The organism is Enterobacter cloacae complex sp. ESBL7, from assembly GCF_041679625.1.
Classification (GTDB): domain Bacteria; phylum Pseudomonadota; class Gammaproteobacteria; order Enterobacterales; family Enterobacteriaceae; genus Enterobacter; species Enterobacter asburiae_B.
The window spans coordinates 1,568,842-1,591,149 of record NZ_JBGORN010000001.1; the positions used below are offsets into that span (position 1 = coordinate 1,568,842).

Sequence of the window (22,308 nt, forward strand, 5' to 3'; positions counted from 1 at the left end):
GCTATTTAATGCTCTTGAGTAAAGAGAGATTGCCCTGCTGAACAAACGAGAAATTCACGTGGCTGCCGACTGTTAAGGCATTAATACTCTCGTCAGCCTGAATAAAGGTAAAACGCATGGTCATCGCGGGCCAGCCAATCGCCGGGATAGCCTCATGAGAAATCGTGACTTTTTTATTCGTGAGATCAATATCCTTCACGATGCCGGTCCCGGTGATGAGCTGCTCTGTGGTCCCTTCGCTGGCAGCACTCATCATCTCGTGCTGATGAACTTCAGCCTGGAGGCCGGCAGAAAACACAATGGAGATTGCACCAAATACAACGGCCTTAAGTGAATTGCGCATGGTTATTTTCCTGTTTAATTAAATAAGATTATTCGACCCAACCGCCGCCGAGCGCGGTGAAGAGATTAATTTCATTAACCTGCCGGGCATAAATAAGGTCGAGAATATTTTGCTGCGTGGAGAAAAGAGAACGTTCCGCGTCAAGCACTTCGATATAGCTGACCGCGCCGCTGGAATATAACCCTCTGGCACGTTGAAGCGTGATGCGGAGCGAATCCAGATACCGCTGTTGTGCAGCAAGCTGCTGGTTAATGCTGTCACGCAGCGCGAGCGCGTCGGCAACCTGTTTGAAGGCTGACTGAATTTTTTGTTCGTAATTCACAACCGACTGCTGCTGGCGAATTTCGGCCAGCTTAAGGTTGGCCTTATTCCTTCCCGCATTAAAAATAGGAATTTCTATTTTAGGAATAAAATTCCACATCCCGCTCCCGGACGTAAAGAGGCTGGACAACTCCGTGCTGCCCGTTGAAAGCCCGCTGGTCAGGGAAATAGACGGGAAAAAGGCGGCGCGCGCCGCGCCGATATTCGCATCGGCCGCTTTAAGCTGATACTCCGCCTCCATAATATCCGGGCGCTGCAGCAGTATCTCGGAGGAAAGATGAGGAGGCAGTTTGACCGTCGCAACGTCGCTGGCGTTCATGCCGCCGTCACCCGGCAGCGCGCGATACGTGCCGAGGACCAGCTGCAGGGCATTATTGGCCTGAGCCAGCTCCCCCTCTCTTTTGGCAATCTCTGCCTGCGTGCTTTCGATCTGTCCCCGGGCCTGTTCCAGCGCCAGGACGTTCGTACTGCCCGTCACCAGCTGCTGCTCAACGAATGCATAAGACTGCCGGTAATTGTTCAGCGTATCCCGCGCAATGCGCAGCTGTTTGTACGCCAGCTGCTGGTTGAAATAGCTCTGGGAAACGTTAGAGACGAGCAGGATATGCACCGCGCGACGGGCCTCTTCGCTCGCGAAAAAGTTTTGTCGGTCGGCCTCGCTCATGTTCTTCAGCTTGCCGAAGAAATCGAGTTCATAGCTAAGCGCAAGGCCCGCGTCGTACTGCTGCGCGGTGGGTTTGTCACTTTTCAGCCCGCCGCTGTACGTGATGCCCGAGGAGGCATTCAGCTGAGGGTAGCGATCCGCATCCGTCACGTTGAACTGCGCCCGGGCCTCTTCGACCTTCAGGGCGGCCATTTTCAGATCGCGATTGTTCTTCAGGGCTTCCGTAATCAGCCCGGCAACCTGAGGGTCGACGAAAAAGTTGCGCCAGCCGGTATCCTGATACCCTGCCGCCGCGGGCGTCAGGCCGTTACGGGAGAGCGAAAACTGCCGGGGGACAGGTGCCTCCGGCCGCTGGTACTCCGGGGCCAGCGAGACGCAGCCTGCCAGAATAAATACCGTACTGATGCTTAGTCGTTTTAACAGGAACATAACGGTTCAAATAAAGTCCAGAGTAGTTTTAGGGCTACTCTACGCAACGCATCCTGTTTGACGGGTGACAGGATAATGACAATGTTGTCATTTTTAGCGTAAGTCATTGTTAACGGCGGTACGCTCACTAGAATGTCATCAGCAGCCAGTCAGGGGAGCACGATGAAAATACTGATCGTCGAAGACGAAATGAAAACCGGTGAGTACCTGAGTAAGGGGCTGACTGAAGCGGGGTTTGTGGTTGACCACGCGGATAATGGCCTGAACGGCTACCATCTCGCCATGACCGCTGAATACGATCTGCTGATTCTGGATATCATGCTGCCCGATGTGAACGGCTGGGACATTGTCCGCATGCTCCGCTCTGCCGGCAAAGGGATGCCCATCCTGTTACTCACGGCTCTCGGCACGATTGAACACCGGGTTAAAGGGCTTGAGCTGGGCGCGGATGACTATCTGATTAAGCCTTTCGCCTTTGCCGAGCTGCTCGCCCGGGTAAGGACGCTGTTAAGACGCGGAAAAACGGTGATTGCGGAAAGCCAGCTTCAGGTGGCAGACCTGACGGTTGACCTCGTGTCGAGAAAGGTAAGCCGGGCCGGAAGCCGCATCTCGTTAACCAGCAAAGAGTTCAGCCTGCTGGAGTTTTTCATGCGTCATCAGGGAGAGGTGCTACCCCGCTCCCTGATTGCCTCCCAGGTGTGGGACATGAATTTTGACAGCGACACAAACGCGATTGACGTGGCGGTAAAGCGGCTTCGCGCGAAAATCGATAACGATTTTGAACCGAAGCTGATCCAGACGGTGCGCGGCGTGGGCTATATGCTGGAGGTGCCGGATGCGCGTTAAGCTTCCCAGGCACCCTTTTTCGCTTGCCCTCCGGCTGACCTTTTTTATCAGTCTCTCCACGATACTGGCCTTTTTCGCCTTTACCTGGTTTATGCTCCATTCCGTTGAAAAGCACTTCGCCGAGCAGGATATCAGCGACCTGCAGCAAATCAGCACCGCGATGCACCGCATCCTGCAGTCTCCGGTCGATCCTGACCAAAAGAAAATCAGCAAGATCAAAGAGTCGATGGCCAGCTACCGCAACGTGGCCGTCCTGCTCCTGGATCCGCAGGGCAATATCCTGTTCAGCTCGGCGCAAGGGGCGGCACTGCGCCCTGCGATGAACGCGGCGGACTTTAGCGAACACCGCCGCGCGCAGGATGTGTTTCTCTGGACGGTTGAAGACTCTGCCAAAAACATGCACGCCGGGTCCGACATGAAAATGGAAACGTACCGGATTATCGCCTCTTCAGGCACGGCGACGCTGCAGGGCAAAACGCAGGGCTACGTCATGCTTATCGGGCTCTCGATTAATTTTCATCTGCACTACCTTGAGGCGCTGAAAAAGAATCTCCTGGCAATTGCCGCGGCGATCAGCCTGTTGATTATTCTTGTCATTCGCATCGCGGTTCGTCAGGGACATTTGCCCCTGCGTAACGTCAGCAACGCCATTAAAAATATCACTTCAGAAAACCTGGACGCGCGGCTGGAGCCGTCCCGCGTGCCCGTTGAGCTGGAACAGCTGGTCATCTCCTTCAACCATATGATCGAAAAGATTGAAGATGTCTTTACCCGCCAGGCGAATTTTTCCGCCGATATCGCGCATGAAATCAGAACCCCCATCACCAACCTGGTGACGCAAACGGAAATCGCGCTGAGCCAGAATCGCTCGCAGAAAGAGCTGGAGGATGTTCTGTACTCCAGCCTTGAAGAGTACAACCGGATGACCCGGATGGTCAGCGACATGCTTTTCCTGGCGCAGGCGGATAATAATCAGCTCATCCCTGACCGGGTGATGTTTGATTTAAGTGCCGAGGTCATGAAAGTCTTCGATTTCTTCGAAGCCTGGGCGGAAGAACGCAACGTTATGCTGAAATTTAGCGGGATGCCCTGCCTGATAGAAGGCGATCCGCAGATGTTCAGAAGAGCAGTAAATAATCTGCTCTCCAATGCCCTGCGCTATACGCCACCAGGAAAAGCGGTGACGGTCTCCATCAGAAAACAGGATGAGGACGTTGAACTGATGATAGAAAATCCCGGTACGCCGATTCCGCAAGAGCATCTGCCAAAGCTGTTTGACCGTTTCTATCGCGTCGATCCGTCAAGGCAGCGCAAAGGCGAAGGCAGCGGGATCGGGCTTGCCATCGTGAAGTCCATCGTCTCCGCGCACCACGGAAAAGTCCGCGTGGAATCGGATGCGGCATCGACGCGCTTCATCCTCTCCGTGCCGGGAAAAGTGGCCTGAGCGTCAGCGCACGGCCCGACACACTTCCAGTACCTTTTCCCTGAGCCATCGATGTCCCGGGTCCCTTTCCATGCGCGGATGCCACATCTGTGACACCGTAATGGTCCGGGTTTTAAACGGCAGTTCAAAGACGTGTACGCGCTCGTTCATCGGCTGATTGAGCAGGTACAGCGCCGGCACCATGGCAATCAGATCGGACGCCAGCGCCACGGATAGCGCCGTTGGAAATCCGGGCACCACGCTGGCGACCTTGCGTTTCATCCCCCGTTCCGCCAGCGCGTCATCGACAGATCCATGTAAGGTTCCGTTCGGAGAGGCCACCACGTGGCCCCACGCGACATAATCGTCAAGGCTGACGTCAGGCTGAAATGACAGCGGATGTCCCTTGCGCACCGCGCCAACAAACCGATCCTGAAAGAGCCGTTGCAGCCGTATTTCCGGCCCCATATTGTTCTGCACGCCGATCTCCAGGTCGACCAGCCCCTCACGCAAATAGCGCGAGGTTTTTTCAGGTTTCGGCGAGAAGCGGATGCACACCCCGGGGGCAACGCTCGCCACCGCCGCAATCAGCAGTGGCCCAAACGCCACCACAAAACCGTCGTTGGCTCTGATGGTGAACAGCCGCTCGAGATTTTCCACCTTCAGCGCGTCGGTGGAGGGCTGCAGCACCGCCCTCGCCTCATGCACGGCGCTTCTGGCGCGGTCCCGCGTGGCTTCTCCCCAGGGCGTCAGCACCATATGACGCCCGGCCCTCACCAGAATAGGGTCGCCGGTCACCTCCCGCAGCCTGCTCAGGGTGCGGCTCATGGCGGAGGTGCTGAGGTTCAAACGTCGCGCCGCGCCCACCACGCTGGCTTCGGCCAGCAGAACGTCGAGCGCAACCAGAAGGTTAAAGTCAGGATCGGACACGGTGACTCCTAAGATAAGGCGTTATATGCAACGGTTAAATGCAGCTGATGCGTCTTCCGCCCTGTATACCGCATGATTATAGTTTCGTCATCACTATTCTTATGCGGAGTAACGACGATGACGCTATTTTCAAACCTGCCCGGCGATGAAGGTTTACCCGGTCACGAACGCGCCCGGGTCATGGCCGCCGTCATGACCACCACGCTGATGGGCGTCTTTGACGGCACCATGATCAACATCGCGCTGCCCTCCATGGCAAGGGAGATGCAGGTTCCCGCAAACGTTGCGGTCTGGTTCGCCAACGGTTACCTGCTTTCAGCGGCAATGACGCTAGCCATCTTCGCGGCGCTGGCGGCGCGCGTGGGCTATCGTATGGTGTTTTTGGCCGGGCTTGCCACTTTTACGCTCACCTCGCTCGGCTGCGCGCTGGCAGCGACGCCGGAAATGTTAACCGGCATGCGTATTCTGCAGGGCATCGGCGGCGCGGCCACCCTGAGTATCGCCCCGGCGATCCTGCGATCCGTTTTTCCGGGTCGACTGCTTGGCCGCATTCTGGGGCTGCACGCCCTGCTTATCGCTTCCAGCACGGCGATTGCCCCCGTGCTGGGTGGAACCATACTGGACGCGCTGAACTGGCAGTGGCTGTTCGCCATTAACATTGTTCCGGGCAGCGTTGCCCTGCTGCTGGCGTGGTGGGCCTTGCCGCGGGAAACGGCCGTTGACCGCTCGCCCTTTGACGCGCCGGGCGCCGTGCTCTCCGCCGCGCTGTTAGGTTCAGCGATCATGCTGGCCGACAGCCTTCAGCACGTGACGCAAAACATCAACCAGGCGGCCACAGGCTGGGGGCTGCTCACGCTGGTCAGCGCCCTCGCCTTTATCTGGCGGATTCGGCGCGCGCGAAGTCCCATCCTGCCGCCCGTCATGTTTAAAAACGGACGCTTTACCCTCGCCGCCCTGACCTCGCTGGCCTCGTTTGTCAGTCAGGGCATCACCTTTGTCGCGCTGCCGTTCCTGTTTCAGAGCGTGTATGGCTACAGCCCGGTGGTCTCCGCGCTGCTGTTCACCCCATGGCCAATTGGCATCGTGCTGATCGCGCCGCATGCGGGACGCTGGGCAGATACGATTTCCGCGCCGCTGATCTCGACAATCGGGCTGATGATTTTTGTCTGTGGGCTGGTCCTGCTGGCGACGTTGCCGGAAAATCCTTCCGCATGGAATATCTGCCTGCGCAGTCTGGTTTGCGGGATTGGGTTTGGCTGCTTCCAGAGCCCCAATAACCGGGAGATGCTCTCTAACGTGGCGCGAGAATATGCCAGCTACGCCTCCGGCGTGTTGTCGATTGTAAGGACATTCGGCCAGTGTCTCGGCGCCGCCGCGGTGGGCGTACTGCTTGCGACGGCCGGATCAGACCATGACCGGGCCGTGCATCTGGCGCTATGGATTGCAGTGATAGCCTCGACGGGATCGGTGTTGTTTAGCGTGAGCAGGCTGCGCCCTGCGGTTCGGGCGTCAGCGTAAACTGTTGCAGCGCCTTCCGGCGCTGCACGTTTATAACGCCTACGCTGTAAGGCCTTCATTCCACGCATCAGTGTATTGAATATTTCCGTCCAGGATTTTCCATGTGATTTTTGCGTATCGCAAAGATACATTTTCCAGGTGACCAGTACCGGGACAATCTCTTGTATCATGCATAACTGGAGTTATTGAAATGACTTTCACACCTTCCATAAGAATATTGAAGTATTCCACTTCCTGGCCAGCATCATTGATGTGATAGAACTTTAATTCAGCACTTTGAAGCGTCTGACCTGTAGCCACTGCTTTGTATAGATAGGGTGAGGATGAATCAATTGCTTTTGTTAAACTGAAAGCTGAGTGTTGCCTTGTACCTGTAAGTTTACCTGTTGCCTCATCTGTTGGAATGCTCAGGTTATGGATTAGATCTCTAAGCTCTATGCTTCCTTCACGGTCTGCAACATCAGAACCGCCACGGATCATTGCTCCACCATCGTCTTTCAAAAAGAGGTGTACTGGTACAGCCATTTCAAAACTCCTTATGCTAATTAATCTCTTATTCCATTTGCTATGAGGTTAATTACAGGCATGATCGCTACACCATCTGCATAGAACAGATCCGAATTAGTGAATGAATAAACCTTACCTGTGATTTTTATATTTACCGTGTTCCCATAAGCAGAAGCTGTAACATTGCTTGTATTGGCTTCAAGGAACGGCGATCGATCTTTAAGGGCCTTCATAATGTTCCCGCTTTTGTCTTTATATAAATAGAAGCGGTAAATATCCGACACCGTAGCTCCTCCGTCATCATACTTTGTTATGTACAGTGTGACGGTATCAGATAGTTTCTGTTTGCTGACAAAGCTATCGTGAGGAGGTGCATTAAAATAATATTGATATGTCAGAAACCCGCAAACAACGATCAATAAAATCGTTGTGAGTAAACAATGAAGCCGTTTAATAACCGTGTTTCTTTGCATATTCAATCCCTTGACTTATCCAAAACTGATCGTGAGGATCATCCCCATATGGCGGTTTTTGATACCAGTGCCCCCATTTCTTTTTGGAGGTTTTAGCTCTTTCCTGCGCCCATCCTGCCCCCATCAATAACGTTTCTGATGATATCCCGGCAGCATAGCCAGCCGAACCATAATTGAAGTTACCAAAGTTCGCTAACTCAGGGTGTCCCTGCTTGTAATCCCATGGCCCCTTATTTCTTACTTTTTGATAAAACCAAAGATAGGTTGTAGGGATAGCCATATTTCTACTCATACCATGCGCTCTTGCAATCCTCATGTTTGCCAATGCAAGCGCGATTCCTTCTTTTGGTAACAAAGGTATTACAGCCATATTAACCACTCTTTTCACATGGATATATGACCACGTATCGTACACTTTTGCGATAGTAAAAAAGATATCTGTTTCGAGACAAATGACGGAAAAATAACCGATTAAGATATTAATCGCATTAAAAATCAAAGAAATTTAGGCTGCGCCCTGCAGTTCGGGCATCAGCCTGATTCGCCCGGCGGCGCTACGCTTGCACGGGCCTACAAGGAAGCTTTGCACAATGTAGGCCGGGTAAGCGCAGCGTCACCCGGCAAAAAGACGGCGCGTTCGTTTACTCCAGCGCCAGCAGCGCAAAGCTCGCCAGCCAGTGCCCGCCGCTGTAGTGGCTGCCGACCACATGCTCAACGCTTGCCGTCAGGTGTTTCGTCACCGCCTCGCGCAGCGCCTGCTGCGCCGGATGGTTAGCGGGAAGCGCTCTGGCAATGTGCTTCATGCACCAGGCGCGGCTGAGGTTTAACCCGTCGAGATGGGCAATTTTCGGGTCGGTACGGTCGCTCACTTCCGCCGGGTTCATCAGCGCCGCAATGGTGCCCACCTCCGGGAGAAATGCGTCAAACCAGGCCGGGAAGTCTTTCTGCACCTTGCTCATCAGCAGCGCTTCCGTCAGCGCGCCGGAAATATACTCATCACCGCCGGGTTCGTAGTGGGCAGGATAGCGCGTGTCGGCGAGATAAAACCGCTCCGCCGCCGTGACAATCGCCTGCTCAAGCGCGCTATCTTCTACTGCTCGGGCGTAGTCCAACCCCAGCGCGAGGGCAAACGCCGTGTTGTAGTGCGTCCCGACGCGGATCGGATAGGTGAGCTTGCTGAGGTAATCCACCAGGCGGTTACGAATATCCTGGGTTAACGGCTCAAGCGTCCGGTACCAGCCTTCGGCCTGCGGCAGCGACGACTGCTTTAGCTCCTGGGCCAGCGCCAGCAGCCAGCCGTAACCATACGGGCGCTCAAACGAGGCGCGGAACGGCGCGGTGAAATAGGCCAGCTCCTTCGCCACGTTCTCTTCCGTCAGGTGCTCGTCGACAAGCGCGACGATCGCGTCCCGGCTCGGCAGCTCCGGGTAGAGGCGCACGCAGCGCAGCAGCAGCCAGTAGCCGTGCACCGCCGAGTGCCAGTCGAAACAGCCGTAGAAAATGGGGTGCAGTTCGCGCGGCGGCAGAACGTCACCATCATCATTCAGCAGGTGCATGATGTGGTTCGGGTATTCCTGGCGCAAATAGGTCAAAGGCATGCGGGCAAACGCGTCAGCCTGATGTTGCGTTAATTCCATAACAGCTCCTTAGCGAAACACGAGGAAATACATGAGGAACACGTTCACCACCAGCAGGGTTAACGCGGTCGGGATCTGGATCTTGATCACCTGATATTTGTCTTTCAGCTCCAGCAGCGCGGCGGGAACAATATTGAAATTCGCGGCCATCGGCGTCATCAGCGTGCCGCAGTAGCCCGCGTACATGCCAATCGCCAGCAGCGGCGCCGGGTTGCCGTGATGCACGTTGATCAGAAACGGCAAGGCGATCCCCGCGCTCAGCACCGGGAAGGCCGCAAACGCATTCCCCATGATCATGGTAAACAGCGCCATCCCCACGCAGTAAATCACCACCAGCATAAAGCGGTTATCCGGGTTAACGAACAGGCTCACCACCTTCTGCACCGAGTCACCGGTATTGGCCGCCACGAACACGCCGCCGAGCATGGCCAGCATCTGCGGCAGGATCACCGCCCAGCCGATGGTATCGACAAGACGACGAGACTGGCGAATGGCGTGCAGCGGCGTGCCTTTGGTCAGCCACCAGCCGGTGAGGATCGCCGCGACGCAGGCCACGCACAGCGCCGCCAGGGTAAGCTGCTTCTGATCGAGCAGGAACACGCCGCCAACCGACACGCCCTTCAGGAACAGCGTCCCGATAACCGTCACCACCGGGATCATCAGCGCGGGCAGGAACAGCCAGTTTTTAAGGCGGTTTGATGACGCCAGACGTTCGTCTTCGGTCGACATTTTATAGTGCCCTTTCCCGACCAGACCAAAACCCGCCAGCAGCGCGATAGCGATAACGCCCCCGCCGATTATCCGGTACGCCAGCGATTTCCCCAGCTCCTGCACCATCAGGTCGCCGAACAGGAAGATCCCGCCGAATAGGAACCAGAACAGCGCCGTGGTAAAACGCTTCGGATTGGCGCGATCGCGCAGGGTCATCACAACCAGCAGCATCACGACGAAGCCGATCAGGTAGTACACGCGGTTAATGGTGATAAGCGTCATCATTGCGCGGCCCCCTGCATGCCCTGCTCCGCGCGCCAGGCCATGACGTCGCGACGGATGCTGGCATCCAGGCGCAGCAGGCGCGTCATATGAATAACTAATGCTGCAATGGCGGTTGGGATGGCCCACAGGCCGATATGCAGCGGTTCGATGCCCTGAATGCCATTCTCTTTCAGGAACGCGTCGATCAGCAGCACCGCGCCAAAGGCAATGAAGATATCTTCCCCAAAGAAGACCGCGATGTTGTCACACGCGGCGGCATGGGCTTTGATTCTGTCGCGGATGTGCTGCGGCAGCTCGCCGAATTCGTTCAGCGCCGCCCCTTCGGCCATCGGCGCCAGCAGCGGACGCACCGTCTGGGCATGACCGCCCAGCGACATCAGCCCCAGCGCGGCAGTGCCTTCACGGGCGACAAAATAGAGCATCAGAATTCGCGCCGAGGTCGCGCTGGCGATCTTCGCCACCCAGGCCTGGGCGCGCTCCTTGAGCCCGTAGTATTCCAGCAGACCAATCACCGGCAGGATCAGAATGAAGGTCGCCAGGGATCGGCTATTCACGAACTTTTCGCCAAAGGTCTCCAGCAGCATCCCGAAATCCATACCGACCAGCAGACCCGTCGCCAGCCCCGCCACTACGACCACCAGCAGCGGGTTGAAGCGCAGTGCAAAACCAATAACCACGATCGGTATCCCGATCAGCGGCAACAGCGTAGTACCGTCCATAACGTTTACCCTATCCAAAGTGAGCGTTGCGCGCCGACGGCTATTTTTTTATTTTGCGGCGAGCGATGTTGTGTTTTTCGACAGGTTTCGGAAAACCTGCGCTAAAAAGCTATATCTGAACCTCAAAAACATGTAAACAAATTATCAATAAAATGTTCTTATTTTATCGATGAGTTTACATTTCTGGCTAAGGAACGTTATGACCTCGGAAAAGAGTGCTACACCCCCTCACGACGATATCAACGACGGCCGGATCGTCTCGTCCCGCCATCTGGTGTCCGAGCGCTGCGCGGAACTGTCAGAGCTGGAGTACGCGCTGATCATGACCAGTAACGCGTTCAATAAATGGATGGTGCGCTGCATGACCGCAGCCGGCGAGCCCGATATGGGCGCATTTGACGTCTCGCTGCTGCATCACGTAAACCACCGCGACCGCAAGAAAAAGCTGGCCGATATCTGTTTCGTTCTTAACGTGGAAGATACCCACGTGGTGACCTACGCCCTGAAAAAGCTGGTCAAGGCGGGCTACGTGACGAGCGAGAAAGCGGGCAAAGAGCTCTTTTTCTCGACTACCGAGGAAGGGAAAGCGTTGTGCATGAAGTACCGGGACGTGCGGGAGGCGTGTCTGATCGCTATCCACGCGGAGAGCGGCATTGCCGGGAAGTCGATTGGCGAGACCGCGCAGCTGTTACGCACGATCTCCTCCCTGTATGACACCGCCGCCCGCGCGGCGGCATCACTCTAGGGCTAAGGACGTCTGAAGAGAGTAATACTGCGTCCGGCCAGTTCGTACTCTACGGTTTCGGTGAACACTGTCCCGGTGGCAGCGCCATCTGCCGTAGACAGCTCCAGCACCCATCCCCCTTCGCCAAACTGCGGGATCTGGAACGGCACGGTCCCTTCAAACGGGTTGAACAGCATCAGCACGTCGTGCCAGATGCCGTCCTCCTGCCTGAGATCCGGCCTGCTGATGGAGACGCCGAGCGTCGAGCCTTCATCCCACTGCTCGGCCTGCTGCGGGCCGCCGCCGGCATTGAACCAGCGGATCTCCAGCCCGTCGCGCCAGCTTTCACGGCGCAGCAGCGGCTGTTGCGCGCGAAGGTCAATGAGCCGTCGGGTAAACTCGCGCAGCGCAGCGTCGTTTTCGGTTATCCCGTTCCAGTCGATCCACGAGATCTCGCTGTCCTGGCAGTAACCGTTGTTATTACCCTTCTGCGTGCGGCCAAACTCGTCCCCCGCCAGCAGCATCGGTGTGCCGTGGGAAAACAGCAGCGTGGTCAGGAAATTACGCTTCTGCCGCTCGCGGGTAGCAATAATATCCGGGTTCTCCGTCGGCCCTTCTTCGCCATAGTTGTACGAGCGATTGTCATTATGCCCGTCGTTATTATCCTCGCCGTTGTCGGCGTTGTGCTTCTCGTTGTACGACACCAGGTCATTCAGCGTAAAGCCGTCGTGAGCGGTAATGAAGTTGACGCTGGCCCACGGACGACGCCCGCGCAGGTCATACAGATCCCCGGATCCCAGCAGCCGTGCGGCAAAGTCGTTGGAGACGTTATCGCCCTTCCAGTACTCGCGTACGGTATCGCGGTATTTGTCGTTCCACTCACCCCAGCCCGGCGGGAAACCGCCAACCTGATACCCGCCGGGACCGATGTCCCAGGGTTCACCAATCAGCTTAAGTCTTGATAACACCGGATCCTGAGTCATGGCGTCGAAGAAACCGCCGCGCGGGTCAAATCCTTCCGGCTCGCGGCCCAGTATCGTCCCCAGGTCGAAACGAAAACCGTCAATATGCATCGATTCCGCCCAGTAGCGCAGCGAATCCATCACCATCTGCAGCACGCGTGGGTGCGAGGTGTTGACCGTGTTTCCCGTCCCGGTGTCGTTGATGTAGTACCGGTGCTGGTCCGGCAGGGTGCGGTAATAGCTGTAGTTATCAATCCCCTTAAACGAAAGCGTCGGGCCAAGCTCATTTCCTTCCGCCGTATGGTTGTATACCACGTCCAGAATCACCTCGATGCCCGCATCGTGATACGCGCGCACCATGTCGCGAAAGCCCTGGATCCCCGCCGGGCCGTAGTAGCGCGACGCCGGAGCAAAAAAGCCGAGGGTGTTATAGCCCCAGAAGTTCTTCAGGCCGCGATCGAGCAGATGCTGGTCGTCCGGGAACCAGTGAACCGGCAGAAGCTCCACAGAGGTGATGCCAAGACTCTTGATGTAGTCGACCGAGGCTTTGTGTCCCATCCCCTCAAACGTGCCGCGCAGCTCCTGCGGGATGGCCGGGTTCATCTGGGTAAAGCCCTTCACGTGGCTCTCATAGACGACGGTATGCGGCCAGGGCACGTTTGGCCGGCTGTTGTCCTGCCAGTCAAAGGCGTTCGGGTCGATGACCTTGCATTTCGGCGTGAACGGCGCGCTGTCGCGCGTGTCAAAGCTTAAATCTAACTCGTCATGCCCCAGCTCATAGCCGAAATGGGCATCGTTCCAGTCGATATCGCCCACCAGTTCTCGGGCGTAAGGGTCGATAAGCAGCTTGTGCGGGTTAAAGCGGTGGCCGTTTTCCGGATCGTAAGGGCCGTAGACGCGATAGCCGTACAGCGCGCCGGGCTTCAGGTCCGGCACATAGCCGTGCCAGACCTCATGGGTATATTCCGGCAGTTCCAGCCGGGCGATTTCGTTTTTCCCGGACGGGTCAAACAGACAGAGTTCCACCCGCTCGGCGTGAGCGGAGAACAGCGCGAAGTTGACGCCCTTCCCGTCATAATTCGCCCCCAACTGCTGGCCATGACCGGCCCGAATTTCAAACGTTGTATCCTTTGCCATTTTCGTTCTCCACGATTATTCGCAGGTAAGCAGAACCAGTACACATCCCTTTTCTGACGTTAAATCCAGCGTCTCTTGCAGAATGCGGCTCTCACCGCTGAACAGATCCCGATAGCGTTTCCCCGTCAGCTCCTCGGGTATCGCCACCGTGGTATTGACCCACAGCTGATGATTATCGGTGACATCAAAAACCAGACGCGGCACGGCGACAATCAGCACCTCCTCGTCCTTAACGCGGGCATAGACAATCAGGTTCTCCTCGCGCTCGCCGGAGACCTTAAGCGGCAGCCAGTCGCCGTAGCGGAAAAGCGCGTCGTAATGCGGACGCAGCCGCAGCAGCGTGGCGGTGACGAACTGCTTAACGCGCCCGTCTCGCCAGCAGGCCGGGTTATCAAACACCGTGGCATCCGCCGCGCTGAGGTTGTGCACCAGCGCGTTGAAGTCCGGCTCCCGTCGGTTATCCGGGTCAACGAGGCTAAAATTAAGCGCTTCGCTGCCCTGATAGATATCCGGCACGCCGGGAGCCGTCAGCTTGATTACCGTCTGGCTGAGGCTGTTCATCAGCCCGGCCCGGATAAAGGGCTGCATCGCCGCGCTAAAATCCTGCAGGAACAGCGCGTTGTCCGGCGAAAGCAGATGCCGCGCGTAGCTCAGCACCACGCTCTCATAGCTCTCGTTGCTGTCGATCCAGTCGGTGCGCTGTTTTGCCTCGCGCAGCGCTTTCTCGAGGAAGCCGATGAATCGCGCGTCGAGTGCTTTAAGCCCTTCGGCGTCTTCCGGTGACTGCGTGGCGGGCCAGACGCCCGCCAGCGCCTGATAGATCATCCAGGTATCGGCGGCGTTCGGCGCGGTACCGTCATTGAGAAAACGCACCTGAGTCTGGTTCATCTGTCGCCAGCGGGCCAGATTTTCCCCCCAGCGTTCCGGCGCTTCCGTCAGGGTGTAGAGACGCGCCCGGGCGTCTTCCCCGCGCTTGGTATCGTGCGTGGAGGTGCCCAGCAGCGCGTCGGGCTGTCGGGCGAGACGAATGCGCATCTCCTGGTGGAAGCGGGATAATGAAAACGCGCGCGGCGTCGGGTCGGCGCCCACTTCATTGAGCGCCAGCTCGAGGTTGTGGCGAAAGAACAGCGTGTCTTCAACGGACTTCGCCATCAGCGGCCCGGTAAGCTGCTGGAAGCGGGTTCTGAACAGCGCGGCGGACTCGCGGCAATCTTCCGGCAGGTCGCCTGTAAGAATGCGCACAAGCAGGCTCAGCGCCGCTTCAGACGTCTCCACGCCGGCGACCACGCGGTTAAGCAGCGCCACGTCCGGCGGGGTTAATCCCTCCCGAGTGCCGTAGGTGCGGTAGACCGGAAAGGCGATAAGCAGCTCGCGCAGCGCGTGGCGGATCTCCTCGCGCGGTAGCGCAACCTCATTGCGGCCGGCCAGATCGTCAGCAAGGTTAAGCAGCGTGGTGAATTCACCCTCAAAATTGCGATCGGTCATCAGGCCCTTGGCATCGCGCAGTTCCGCGTGGCGATCGACCGTTAACCCCAGCGTTTCGTCGTGGATGGTCTCCAGGCGCGACAGGTTATCGTCGTCGACCAGCACTTCCGCCAGCGAGGCAATAAACTCGTAGCCGGTGGTGCCGGATACCGGCCAGTCGGCGGGGAGCTGTTCTCCCTTCGCGAGAATTTTTTCAACCGTGATGTAGCAGTCGGGCCCGGTTTTCTCCCGCAGGCGCTGCAGATACCCCAGCGGATCGGCCAGGCCGTCGACGTGGTCGATTCGCAGGCCGTCCACCACGCCCGCGTGAACCAGCTCCAGGATCAGCCGGTGCGTATCGTCGAAGACCGCGTCGTCTTCAACCCGGACGCCCACCAGCCCGGTGATCTCAAAGAAGCGCCGCCACGAGAGCTGCTTCGGCGCTTCCCGCCAGGACATCAGCCGCCAGCTTTGCGCTTCATGCAGCTCAGCTATGCTCTTATCCTCGCTGTACGTGCCGGGGTTGAGCGGATACTCGGCGTCGTAGTAAACCAGCGCGACCTTGTTCGTGACAGGGTCACGTTTAAGGGCGATCGCACCCTTCTCCAGCTCCGCCTCAAAGGTGTCGCCGAGGAACGGCAGCGTCAGCGGGCGCGACCCGTCGATATCGAAATAGCGGAAATAGCGGCTCTGCTGGCCGTATTCAATCACGTCCCGCCACCAGGCATTTTCCAGCGAGGTGGACATATGGTTCGGGACAATATCCAGAATCAGCCCCATGCCGGCCTGCTTAAGCGCTGCCGACATGCGGTCGAAACCGTCTCGTCCGCCGATCGCGGGGTCAATTTCATTCGGGTTGGTCACGTCATAGCCGTGGGTGGAACCCGCTGTGGCGGTAAATACGGGCGATGCGTAGAGATGGCTGATGCCGAGATCTTTCAGGTAAGGCACCAGCGCCGCAACGCGGTCGAAGGTCATGCCATTACGGAACTGAATACGGTACGTGGCGGAAGGGATCATAACGATGCTTCTCCATCAGCAAAGCGAACGACAATACCGTTCGGCGGTAAAACGTCAGCGACTTCCGGCCAGGCAAAGCGCGTCTCACCCGCGAGATCGGGCAGCACGACGGGCTTACTACCGATATTCAGCGCCAGAGAGAGCGTCCCCGACGGGAAATGCCAGCTCACCGCCACCATGCCGGGCGCGGTCTTGATTACTTTGCCCTCAACGGCGCCGCCATGACGCAGAAGCGGAACGATATGGCGATGACGCAGCGTCAGCAGGTGGCGCGTGAAGCGCAGCCACGTTTTGCCTTCGTCGGTGGCAATCTTATTCCAGTCGAGTTTTGAACGGATAAACGTGCTCAGGTCGTTCGGATCCGGGACGGTTTCATTGTGCCCGGCATGGCCGGTAAACTCTTTTGCGCGCCCTTCCCGCACCGCCTTTGCCAGATCGCCGTGAAAATCGGTGAAAAACAGGAACGGGTGCGTTTCCCCAAACTCCTCGCCCATAAACAGCAGCGGGATATGGGGAGAAAGCAGCAGCGCGGCAAGCAGCACCCGCGTCTTGTCGGCTCCGGCCAGGGTGATAAGCCGTTCGCCCTGGGCGCGATTCCCGGTCTGATCGTGGTTTTGAATAAAATCGACGAAGAACTGCGGCGGCTGCGTCTGGCACTCCACCCCGCGGGATTCGCCGGTTTGCAGCGAAATCTCGCCCTGGTAGACAAAGCCTTCCGCCAGCGCCCGGGCGAACTTTTTCTCCGGCTCAAAGGCAAAATCATGGTAGTACGCGTGGGTCTCGCCGGTGGCAAACACGTGGGCAGCGTTGTGGAAGTCATCATTCCACTCGGCGGTGAACAGCGGCGTGTTGCCCTGTTCATCGCGCGGATGCAAGAAAATCACGTTGCGGCTGTCTTCCGTGGTCAGGTGAACGTGGCGGTGCGGGATCGCCTCGCGGATTTTTGCGGCAATCTCATCCAGAATGTGCGTCTCCGAGGTGTCTTTAATCTGGTCGATGGCATCAAAGCGCAGGCCGTCCAGACGGTACTCCGTCAGCCAGTAGAGCGGCGCATCGGTAATGTACTGTCTTACCGGCTCGCGTTCGTAAGCGATGCCGTTGCCCCACGGCGTCATCCGCTGTGCATCAAAAAACGCGGGCGACAGCAGGGGCAGATAGTTCCCCTCGGGGCCGAAGTGGTTGAGCACGATATCCAGCACCACGGAGAGTCCCAGCCCGTGCGCGGCGTCGATAAACGCGTGGAAATCCTCCGGCGTACCGTAGGCTGAGTGCGGGGCGTACAGCAGCACGCCGTCATACCCCCAGCCGCGTGTTCCGCCAAACTGAGAGACGGGCATCACTTCAAGCTGGGTAATACCAAGCTCTGCCAGATACGGTAGCTTGTCGATGGCGGCCCGGAAGGTGCCCTCCGGGGTAAACGTGCCGATGTGCAGCTCGTAGATAACCGTGTCTTCCCACGGCCGCCCTGCCCAGTCCCGGTTGAGCGGCTGGTAGCGTTGGGGATCGATAACGATGGAGGGGCCGTTAACGTCACCTCTTTGCGCGCGCGAGGCGGGATCGGGCACCGTCATGCCGTCCTGCAGAACAAATTGATATTCTGCACCGTGCGTGACGCCGGATACGTCTGCCTGAAACCAGCCGTCGCCAGCTGCCGTCATCGGCACGTCGGCGGCCGCCAGACGTAGCGTAAGTTCTTTCTGTCCTTCTGCCCAGACGCGAAAACGTACAACGTCATCGGAAATAAACTCAGCACCCCACTGCTTTTGAAATGTCCTGAATTCCATTCATTGTCCTCGAATGACCCACATTTTACGCGGAACGAAGTACAAGCTTAGTTCAGGATTAAAAGTGTGTTAGGCCAGCGAATTTAACCGCTTCGTCTATTCTTTATGAAATAACTCACTACCGGGAAGACTATGCAGATTCGAAAAGGACTCAATACCGACCTCGCTCGCCTTGAATGCTGTGACTTTTCTTTCACCATAAGCCACATTGCACGAGAGCCCTTTATCCACTGCGATTTGCATATCGAAGCCGTCGCCGTACCCTGGATTAAAACCTACGAGCTCGATATCCAAACCCTTGAAAACCACTGCGTTAATCCGGACGCCATATTTCTTATTGCCGAAACGGATGACGGTGAAATTGCCGGATTTATTACCGCGTCAATCGGCTGGAATAAGTTTATCTCGGTGGATTACATTGCTGTAGAGCGCACGAAACGCAGAACCGGCGCCGCGCAAAAATTAATGGCCGCCGCGCACGTGTGGGCCCGCAGCGTAAACGCGCCGGGATTACGGCTTGAAACACAAAATGTGAACGTTTCTGCCTGTCTGTTTTACCGCAACTACGGGTTTACCCTGGGCGGATACGATCGTTATCTCTACAACGCCTTACCGGAAAAAGACGAAGTCGCCCTGTTCTGGTATTACATGCTGGTCTAACGGCGCGGCCTTCATATTTCTGTCATTGACTTTCATTACGCTTTCGGGATTTTAACCACGGTGTTGAGGAAAGAAGTGTGAATTCAATGGCTAAGGCATTACTGCTGGCATTACCTGTTTTGAGTGCAACGGCAGCGGCGACGGCCGCCGGGGGCGAGCTGTGTGAACCCAAAGCGTACGAAATGGCGCTGCGCTATCAGCAGAAATCGGCAGAGATCGTGGCCCTTCAGCTGCAGACGTATCGGTTTGCCACCGAGCGTTTCAACGAAAAGTTAAAAGAGCTGAAAACGCCTGAAAATTACGCTGTGGTAATGGACCTGGATGAAACGGTGCTGGATAACACCCCTCTGCTGGTGCGCGACACCGAGCAGTGTCACGACTATACAAAATGGGACACCTGGAGCGACTGGGAAAAACAGGGAAAACCCGGCTTAATTCCGGGCGCGAAGGCGTTTCTTGACCATGTGAATCAAAGCAAGGTCCGTATCTATTATGTTTCGGACCGCATGCAGGAAAATAAAGCCGATACGCTCAGGACGTTAAAAGCCCTGGGACTTCCGCAGGTGTCCGATGAAAGCGTGCTTCTGGACACGGTCAGCAAGGAAGAGCGTCGCCAGAGCATCCTCAAAAAGCAGCAGATCGTGATGCTGTTTGGCGACAGCCTGCCGGATTTCGCCGTGCAGTTTAAAAATAAAAAGCCGAGCGAGCAGCAGCGTGAGCTGGTTGAAGCCAGCGCGGAACACTTCGGAAACGACTGGATTGTGCTGCCTAATGCCGCTTATGGCTCCTGGTCCAAAGCCACGCTGGACGGCTGGAACGCGCCGCTGAAAAAATAACGTTTTACGGGCCGGGAAAGGCTTCACCGCCACCCGGCCTCTGCGCTGTGCTATCCACTGCGTTTATAGGTCCTATCATTTCTGGGCAGGTTCTTATAATTTTACGAAGAAGTAAGATGAGCGCTTTCAAAGGAGACTCGTATGCTTACCGTGAAAAAACTTGCTCTTTCTACGCTGATTTCCAGTTCATTGCTTTTCTACCCTGCGCTGCAGGCGTCGGCAGAGACGCCCCAGCACGTCGTTAAACAACCGGCGGGCGGATACAGCGTCCAGGTCGGCGACGTTCTGGTGACCTCGTTTACGGACGGGACCGTCGCGCAGGATCTGCACAAGCTGCTGCGCCGGACAACGCCGCAAAAAATTGATGCGCTGCTCGCGAAAAATTTCCAGACCAACCCGCCTGAAGTGTCCATCAACGCGTTCCTGATTGCGATGCCCGGACATAAAATTCTGGTGGATACGGGCTCAGGCCAGCTCTTTGGCCCCGGCAACGGCGGACGTCTGATTGAGAGCCTCGCCACCCAGGGGATTAAACCCGAGGACATTACTGAAGTCCTGCTGACCCACGCCCACTCCGATCACGCGGGCGGCCTGGTGAAAGACGGCAAGGTGGTGTTCAGCAACGCGCGCGTTTTCGTTGGCAAACCGGACGTCGACTTTTTCTTTAACGACGAGAATCAGAAAAAACCGGCTACGGCAAGAACTACTTTGACGTCGCGCAGAAGACCTTAAAACCCTATCTTGACGCCGGTAAAGTGGTGCCGTTTAGCGGCACATCTGAGATTCTCCCGGGGCTGACCGGCACGGTTCATCCCGGCCATACGCCGGGTTCAGCCTTCTACACGCTGACGAGCAAAGGCGAGAAGATCACCTTTGTCGGCGACATCATTCATGCCGCGGCGGTACAGTTCCCGCAGCCTGACGTGACCATTACCTACGATGAAGATCAGAACAAAGCGGCAAGCGTGCGCGAACACGCATTTGCGGACTTTGTGAAAAATAAAGACCTGGTTGCCGCGCCACATCTGCCGTTCCCGGGTATCGGCTACGTCACCAAAGGCGAAAACGGCGGCTATGCCTGGGTCCCTGTGACCTATACCAACCGGGACGCCGGCAGCGCGAAATAAAATGACGTTCGTCTGTGACATGGACATCGACCTGATCCTGACCCTGGACGCCCTGCTTCAGGACAGGAATATCACCCATGCGGCCGCGCGGCTGGGCATCAGCCAGCCCGCGCTGTCCGCTCGTCTGGCGCGTCTGCGAACGCTGTTTGGCGAACCGCTGTTTATTCCCTCCCCGCATGGACGTGGGGTGCTACCCACGCCGCGAGCGGAAGCGCTTAAGCCGCAGGTGGAGAGCGTGCTGCGCGGCATCAGCGCGATGTTTTCTCCCACCACGTTTGATGCCCAGACCAGCACCCGAACCTTTGTTATCGCGCTGCACGAAAACCCGGCGCTGATGCTGGGCACCGGGCTGCTTAACCAGGTGGGTACCGAAGCTCCAGGTATTCGCCTGCGCTTCGCCCTGCCACAGATGTCCGAACTGCCGCAGCAGCTCGAAACCGGAGATGTGGATATCTACATCGGCGTAAGCGCGGGCGCCCATGACGGCTGGGTGAGGCGCAAACTGCTCGACGATGCGTTTGCCACCGCCCAGCGCAAAGGCCATCCGCGCGGGACCGGAGCGTTAGACCTGGAAAGCTACTGCGCGCTTTTTCATCTAGTGGTGTCATCGGCGGGAGATCCGTTTACCGGCTTTGTCGATCAAACCCTGGCCGGGCTGGGCTACCAGCGGCACGTCGCGATGTCCACGCAGAGCTACGCCATGGCGCCTGCGCTTGTTGCCGGTACCGACCTGGTGTGCACCCTGCCGGAACGGATGCTGAAACAGTTTGCCGGCACGCTGGATCTCTTTGCGCCGCCGCTGCCGCTCCAGCCGATTACCATCTACATGTACTGGCACCCGAAAAACAGCCAGGATCCGGCAAATGCCTGGCTGCGCGAGCAGCTGCTGCAGGCCGCCGGGCGTCAGGTATGATCGAGGGTAATCAGGAATTTTTTAAGCACTTCTGAGCGAATAATCCGGTGGCAAACCAGCGTCAGCTCGCTTTCCCGGAGCCGGTCGAGGATGTCCACGTACACCACGTTCTCAACGCTCACCGCCTTTGCCGAGGCGGGCAGCAGCGCCAGCCCAAACCCCGCCGAGACCAGGCTTATCACGGTGGGCACGTCGGTCGCGTTTTGCACCACGTCCGGCTGAAAGCCCGCCCCGCTGCAGGCGTCATAAAAGTACTGTTCCAGCCCCATTCCCTCCGGGTCGCGCAGGGAGATCCATTTTTCGTCCTTCACCGACGAAAGCGTCAGCGCGGAAGATCCCGCAAGCGGATGCTGACGATACAGCGCCAGGACCGTTTTCTCTGACGTGAACGGGCGGTTTTGCAGATCGTCAGGCAGCGACGGCAGCGGCGCCCGGATAATAGCCACATCGAGCTGGTTGCTCTGCACGGCCGCGTAGAGCGTCTGCACATTTCCCGTCACCAGCGACATGGTAATGGCCGGCCAGCGCGTATGCATCTGGCGCAGCGCGGCGGGCAGCCTGCCGTCGAACATCGCGCTCGACACGCACCCCAGGTTTAATACCCCCTGCTCGCCCCGTGCCGTTTGCCTGGCGTCGAGAACCGCCTGCTCGGTCAGGGAAATGGCGAGCCTGGCTTTCACCAGAAACGCTTCACCCGCGGGCGTCAGGGTTAAGCGGCGGTTCGCCCGGCTAAAGAGCGTGACGCCTAAACGTTCTTCCAGCGCCTTTATCTGCTGGCTCAGGGCCGGTTGCGCCATGTTCAGACGCTCAGCGGCCCGGTGCATGTGGAGCTCTTCGGCCACGACGATGAAATGGCGCATCTGACGAAACTGCAC

The 22,308-nt window shown here is 57.3% G+C and carries 20 protein-coding genes and 1 pseudogene; 8 read left to right on the forward strand and 13 right to left on the reverse strand.

Annotated elements, in window-relative coordinates:
* Position 1 precedes the first annotated feature (1 nt).
* Together cusF and ACERY3_RS07770 are read right to left on the reverse strand one after the other, a co-directional pair.
* Positions 2-343, reverse strand: coding sequence for a cation efflux system protein CusF (cusF, locus tag ACERY3_RS07765; protein ID WP_373225397.1), 342 nt, complete (start codon positions 341-343; stop codon positions 2-4).
* Positions 344-371: 28 nt separating this feature from the next.
* The gene (locus ACERY3_RS07770) at positions 372-1,757 is read right to left on the reverse strand and encodes an efflux transporter outer membrane subunit (RefSeq protein WP_373225398.1); all 1,386 of its coding nucleotides are present in this window, start codon (positions 1,755-1,757) and stop codon (positions 372-374) included.
* A gap of 162 nt (positions 1,758-1,919) precedes the next feature.
* On the opposite strand from ACERY3_RS07770, the gene ACERY3_RS07775 reads away from it, so the two are divergent.
* Positions 1,920-2,603 carry a copper/silver response regulator transcription factor gene (locus tag ACERY3_RS07775; RefSeq protein ID WP_373225399.1) on the forward strand — a complete coding sequence of 228 codons (684 nt, stop codon included), beginning with the start codon at positions 1,920-1,922 and terminating at the stop codon, positions 2,601-2,603.
* The gene (locus ACERY3_RS07780; RefSeq protein WP_373225400.1) at positions 2,593-4,047 is read left to right on the forward strand and encodes a Cu(+)/Ag(+) sensor histidine kinase; all 1,455 of its coding nucleotides are present in this window, start codon (positions 2,593-2,595) and stop codon (positions 4,045-4,047) included. The genes ACERY3_RS07775 and ACERY3_RS07780 overlap by 11 nt, the downstream gene beginning before the upstream one ends.
* A 3-nt stretch (positions 4,048-4,050) precedes the next feature.
* Here ACERY3_RS07780 and ACERY3_RS07785 read toward each other — a convergent pair whose 3' ends face one another.
* Complete coding sequence (locus ACERY3_RS07785) at positions 4,051-4,956, reverse strand: LysR family transcriptional regulator (RefSeq protein ID WP_373225401.1); 906 nt, start codon at positions 4,954-4,956, stop codon at positions 4,051-4,053.
* 117 nt (positions 4,957-5,073) lie between these two features.
* Between ACERY3_RS07785 and ACERY3_RS07790 the strand changes: the two genes are divergently transcribed.
* The gene (locus ACERY3_RS07790) at positions 5,074-6,474 is read left to right on the forward strand and encodes an MFS transporter (protein ID WP_373225402.1); all 1,401 of its coding nucleotides are present in this window, start codon (positions 5,074-5,076) and stop codon (positions 6,472-6,474) included.
* A 39-nt stretch (positions 6,475-6,513) separates the two neighbouring features.
* Here the strand turns inward: ACERY3_RS07790 and ACERY3_RS07795 are convergent, their stop codons facing one another.
* From ACERY3_RS07795 to ACERY3_RS07820, 6 genes are all read right to left on the reverse strand, one after another.
* Positions 6,514-6,999, reverse strand: a complete 486-nt coding sequence (locus ACERY3_RS07795) for an Hcp family type VI secretion system effector (RefSeq protein ID WP_373225403.1) — start codon at positions 6,997-6,999, stop codon at positions 6,514-6,516.
* A 20-nt stretch (positions 7,000-7,019) separates the two neighbouring features.
* On the reverse strand, positions 7,020-7,454 hold the full coding sequence (locus ACERY3_RS07800; protein WP_373225404.1) for a hypothetical protein: 435 nt from the start codon (positions 7,452-7,454) through the stop codon (positions 7,020-7,022).
* Positions 7,432-7,953 (reverse strand): polymorphic toxin type 44 domain-containing protein, encoded by a 522-nt coding sequence (locus tag ACERY3_RS07805; RefSeq protein WP_373225405.1) that lies wholly within the window; start codon positions 7,951-7,953, stop codon positions 7,432-7,434. Before ACERY3_RS07805 ends, ACERY3_RS07800 begins: the two co-directional genes overlap by 23 nt.
* 142 nt (positions 7,954-8,095) lie before the next feature.
* Entirely contained in the window at positions 8,096-9,091 is a 996-nt protein-coding gene (locus ACERY3_RS07810; RefSeq protein ID WP_373225406.1) for a DUF2891 domain-containing protein, read from the reverse strand.
* A 9-nt stretch (positions 9,092-9,100) separates the two neighbouring features.
* A complete protein-coding gene (locus ACERY3_RS07815; RefSeq protein WP_033145579.1) occupies positions 9,101-10,087 on the reverse strand; it encodes a DUF979 domain-containing protein in 987 nt (328 codons plus the stop codon).
* The gene (locus ACERY3_RS07820; protein ID WP_373225407.1) at positions 10,084-10,806 is read right to left on the reverse strand and encodes a DUF969 domain-containing protein; all 723 of its coding nucleotides are present in this window, start codon (positions 10,804-10,806) and stop codon (positions 10,084-10,086) included. Before ACERY3_RS07820 ends, ACERY3_RS07815 begins: the two co-directional genes overlap by 4 nt.
* A 199-nt stretch (positions 10,807-11,005) precedes the next feature.
* On the opposite strand from ACERY3_RS07820, the gene ACERY3_RS07825 reads away from it, so the two are divergent.
* Positions 11,006-11,551, forward strand: coding sequence for a winged helix DNA-binding protein (locus tag ACERY3_RS07825; protein WP_039262429.1), 546 nt, complete (start codon positions 11,006-11,008; stop codon positions 11,549-11,551).
* Positions 11,552-11,553: 2 nt separating this feature from the next.
* Here the strand turns inward: ACERY3_RS07825 and glgX are convergent, their stop codons facing one another.
* From glgX to treZ, 3 genes are read right to left on the reverse strand one after another with little or no spacing between them, the layout of a single operon-like run.
* Complete coding sequence (glgX, locus tag ACERY3_RS07830; RefSeq protein ID WP_210867184.1) at positions 11,554-13,629, reverse strand: glycogen debranching protein GlgX; 2,076 nt, start codon at positions 13,627-13,629, stop codon at positions 11,554-11,556.
* A 15-nt stretch (positions 13,630-13,644) separates the two neighbouring features.
* Entirely contained in the window at positions 13,645-16,113 is a 2,469-nt protein-coding gene (treY, locus tag ACERY3_RS07835; protein ID WP_373225408.1) for a malto-oligosyltrehalose synthase, read from the reverse strand.
* Complete coding sequence (gene treZ, locus ACERY3_RS07840; RefSeq protein WP_373225409.1) at positions 16,110-17,897, reverse strand: malto-oligosyltrehalose trehalohydrolase; 1,788 nt, start codon at positions 17,895-17,897, stop codon at positions 16,110-16,112. The genes treY and treZ overlap by 4 nt, the downstream gene beginning before the upstream one ends.
* Before the next feature lie 132 nt (positions 17,898-18,029).
* Here treZ and ACERY3_RS07845 point away from each other — a divergent pair, with 132 nt between their 5' ends.
* From ACERY3_RS07845 to ACERY3_RS07860, 4 genes and pseudogenes are all read left to right on the forward strand, one after another.
* Complete coding sequence (locus tag ACERY3_RS07845) at positions 18,030-18,557, forward strand: GNAT family N-acetyltransferase (RefSeq protein ID WP_033145585.1); 528 nt, start codon at positions 18,030-18,032, stop codon at positions 18,555-18,557.
* Between the two features lie 86 nt (positions 18,558-18,643).
* Positions 18,644-19,393, forward strand: a complete 750-nt coding sequence (locus ACERY3_RS07850) for a 5'-nucleotidase, lipoprotein e(P4) family (protein ID WP_249425913.1) — start codon at positions 18,644-18,646, stop codon at positions 19,391-19,393.
* Positions 19,394-19,534: 141 nt separating this feature from the next.
* Positions 19,535-20,520 (forward strand): annotated as a pseudogene (locus ACERY3_RS07855) (MBL fold metallo-hydrolase).
* A 1-nt stretch (position 20,521) separates the two neighbouring features.
* On the forward strand, positions 20,522-21,433 hold the full coding sequence (locus ACERY3_RS07860; protein ID WP_373225410.1) for a LysR family transcriptional regulator: 912 nt from the start codon (positions 20,522-20,524) through the stop codon (positions 21,431-21,433).
* Here ACERY3_RS07860 and ACERY3_RS07865 read toward each other — a convergent pair.
* Entirely contained in the window at positions 21,424-22,308 is an 885-nt protein-coding gene (locus ACERY3_RS07865) for a LysR substrate-binding domain-containing protein (RefSeq protein ID WP_373225411.1), read from the reverse strand. The genes ACERY3_RS07860 and ACERY3_RS07865 overlap by 10 nt on opposite strands.

What these genes read in the sequence shown, in the direction of transcription:
- ACERY3_RS07810 (WP_373225406.1), bottom strand. Translation starts at nt 9,091, where the DNA reads ATGGAATTAACGCAACATCAGGCTGACGCGTTTGCCCGCATGCCTTTG.
- treY (WP_373225408.1), bottom strand. Translation starts at nt 16,113, where the DNA reads ATGATCCCTTCCGCCACGTACCGTATTCAGTTCCGTAATGGCATGACC.
- ACERY3_RS07845 (WP_033145585.1), top strand. Translation starts at nt 18,030, where the DNA reads ATGCAGATTCGAAAAGGACTCAATACCGACCTCGCTCGCCTTGAATGC.
- ACERY3_RS07850 (WP_249425913.1), top strand. Translation starts at nt 18,644, where the DNA reads ATGGCTAAGGCATTACTGCTGGCATTACCTGTTTTGAGTGCAACGGCA.
- ACERY3_RS07790 (WP_373225402.1), top strand. Translation starts at nt 5,074, where the DNA reads ATGACGCTATTTTCAAACCTGCCCGGCGATGAAGGTTTACCCGGTCAC.
- ACERY3_RS07860 (WP_373225410.1), top strand. Translation starts at nt 20,522, where the DNA reads ATGACGTTCGTCTGTGACATGGACATCGACCTGATCCTGACCCTGGAC.
- ACERY3_RS07825 (WP_039262429.1), top strand. Translation starts at nt 11,006, where the DNA reads ATGACCTCGGAAAAGAGTGCTACACCCCCTCACGACGATATCAACGAC.
- ACERY3_RS07775 (WP_373225399.1), top strand. Translation starts at nt 1,920, where the DNA reads ATGAAAATACTGATCGTCGAAGACGAAATGAAAACCGGTGAGTACCTG.
- cusF (WP_373225397.1), bottom strand. Translation starts at nt 343, where the DNA reads ATGCGCAATTCACTTAAGGCCGTTGTATTTGGTGCAATCTCCATTGTG.
- ACERY3_RS07795 (WP_373225403.1), bottom strand. Translation starts at nt 6,999, where the DNA reads ATGGCTGTACCAGTACACCTCTTTTTGAAAGACGATGGTGGAGCAATG.
- ACERY3_RS07770 (WP_373225398.1), bottom strand. Translation starts at nt 1,757, where the DNA reads ATGTTCCTGTTAAAACGACTAAGCATCAGTACGGTATTTATTCTGGCA.
- glgX (WP_210867184.1), bottom strand. Translation starts at nt 13,629, where the DNA reads ATGGCAAAGGATACAACGTTTGAAATTCGGGCCGGTCATGGCCAGCAG.
- treZ (WP_373225409.1), bottom strand. Translation starts at nt 17,897, where the DNA reads ATGGAATTCAGGACATTTCAAAAGCAGTGGGGTGCTGAGTTTATTTCC.
- ACERY3_RS07820 (WP_373225407.1), bottom strand. Translation starts at nt 10,806, where the DNA reads ATGGACGGTACTACGCTGTTGCCGCTGATCGGGATACCGATCGTGGTT.
- ACERY3_RS07780 (WP_373225400.1), top strand. Translation starts at nt 2,593, where the DNA reads ATGCGCGTTAAGCTTCCCAGGCACCCTTTTTCGCTTGCCCTCCGGCTG.
- ACERY3_RS07800 (WP_373225404.1), bottom strand. Translation starts at nt 7,454, where the DNA reads ATGCAAAGAAACACGGTTATTAAACGGCTTCATTGTTTACTCACAACG.
- ACERY3_RS07815 (WP_033145579.1), bottom strand. Translation starts at nt 10,087, where the DNA reads ATGATGACGCTTATCACCATTAACCGCGTGTACTACCTGATCGGCTTC.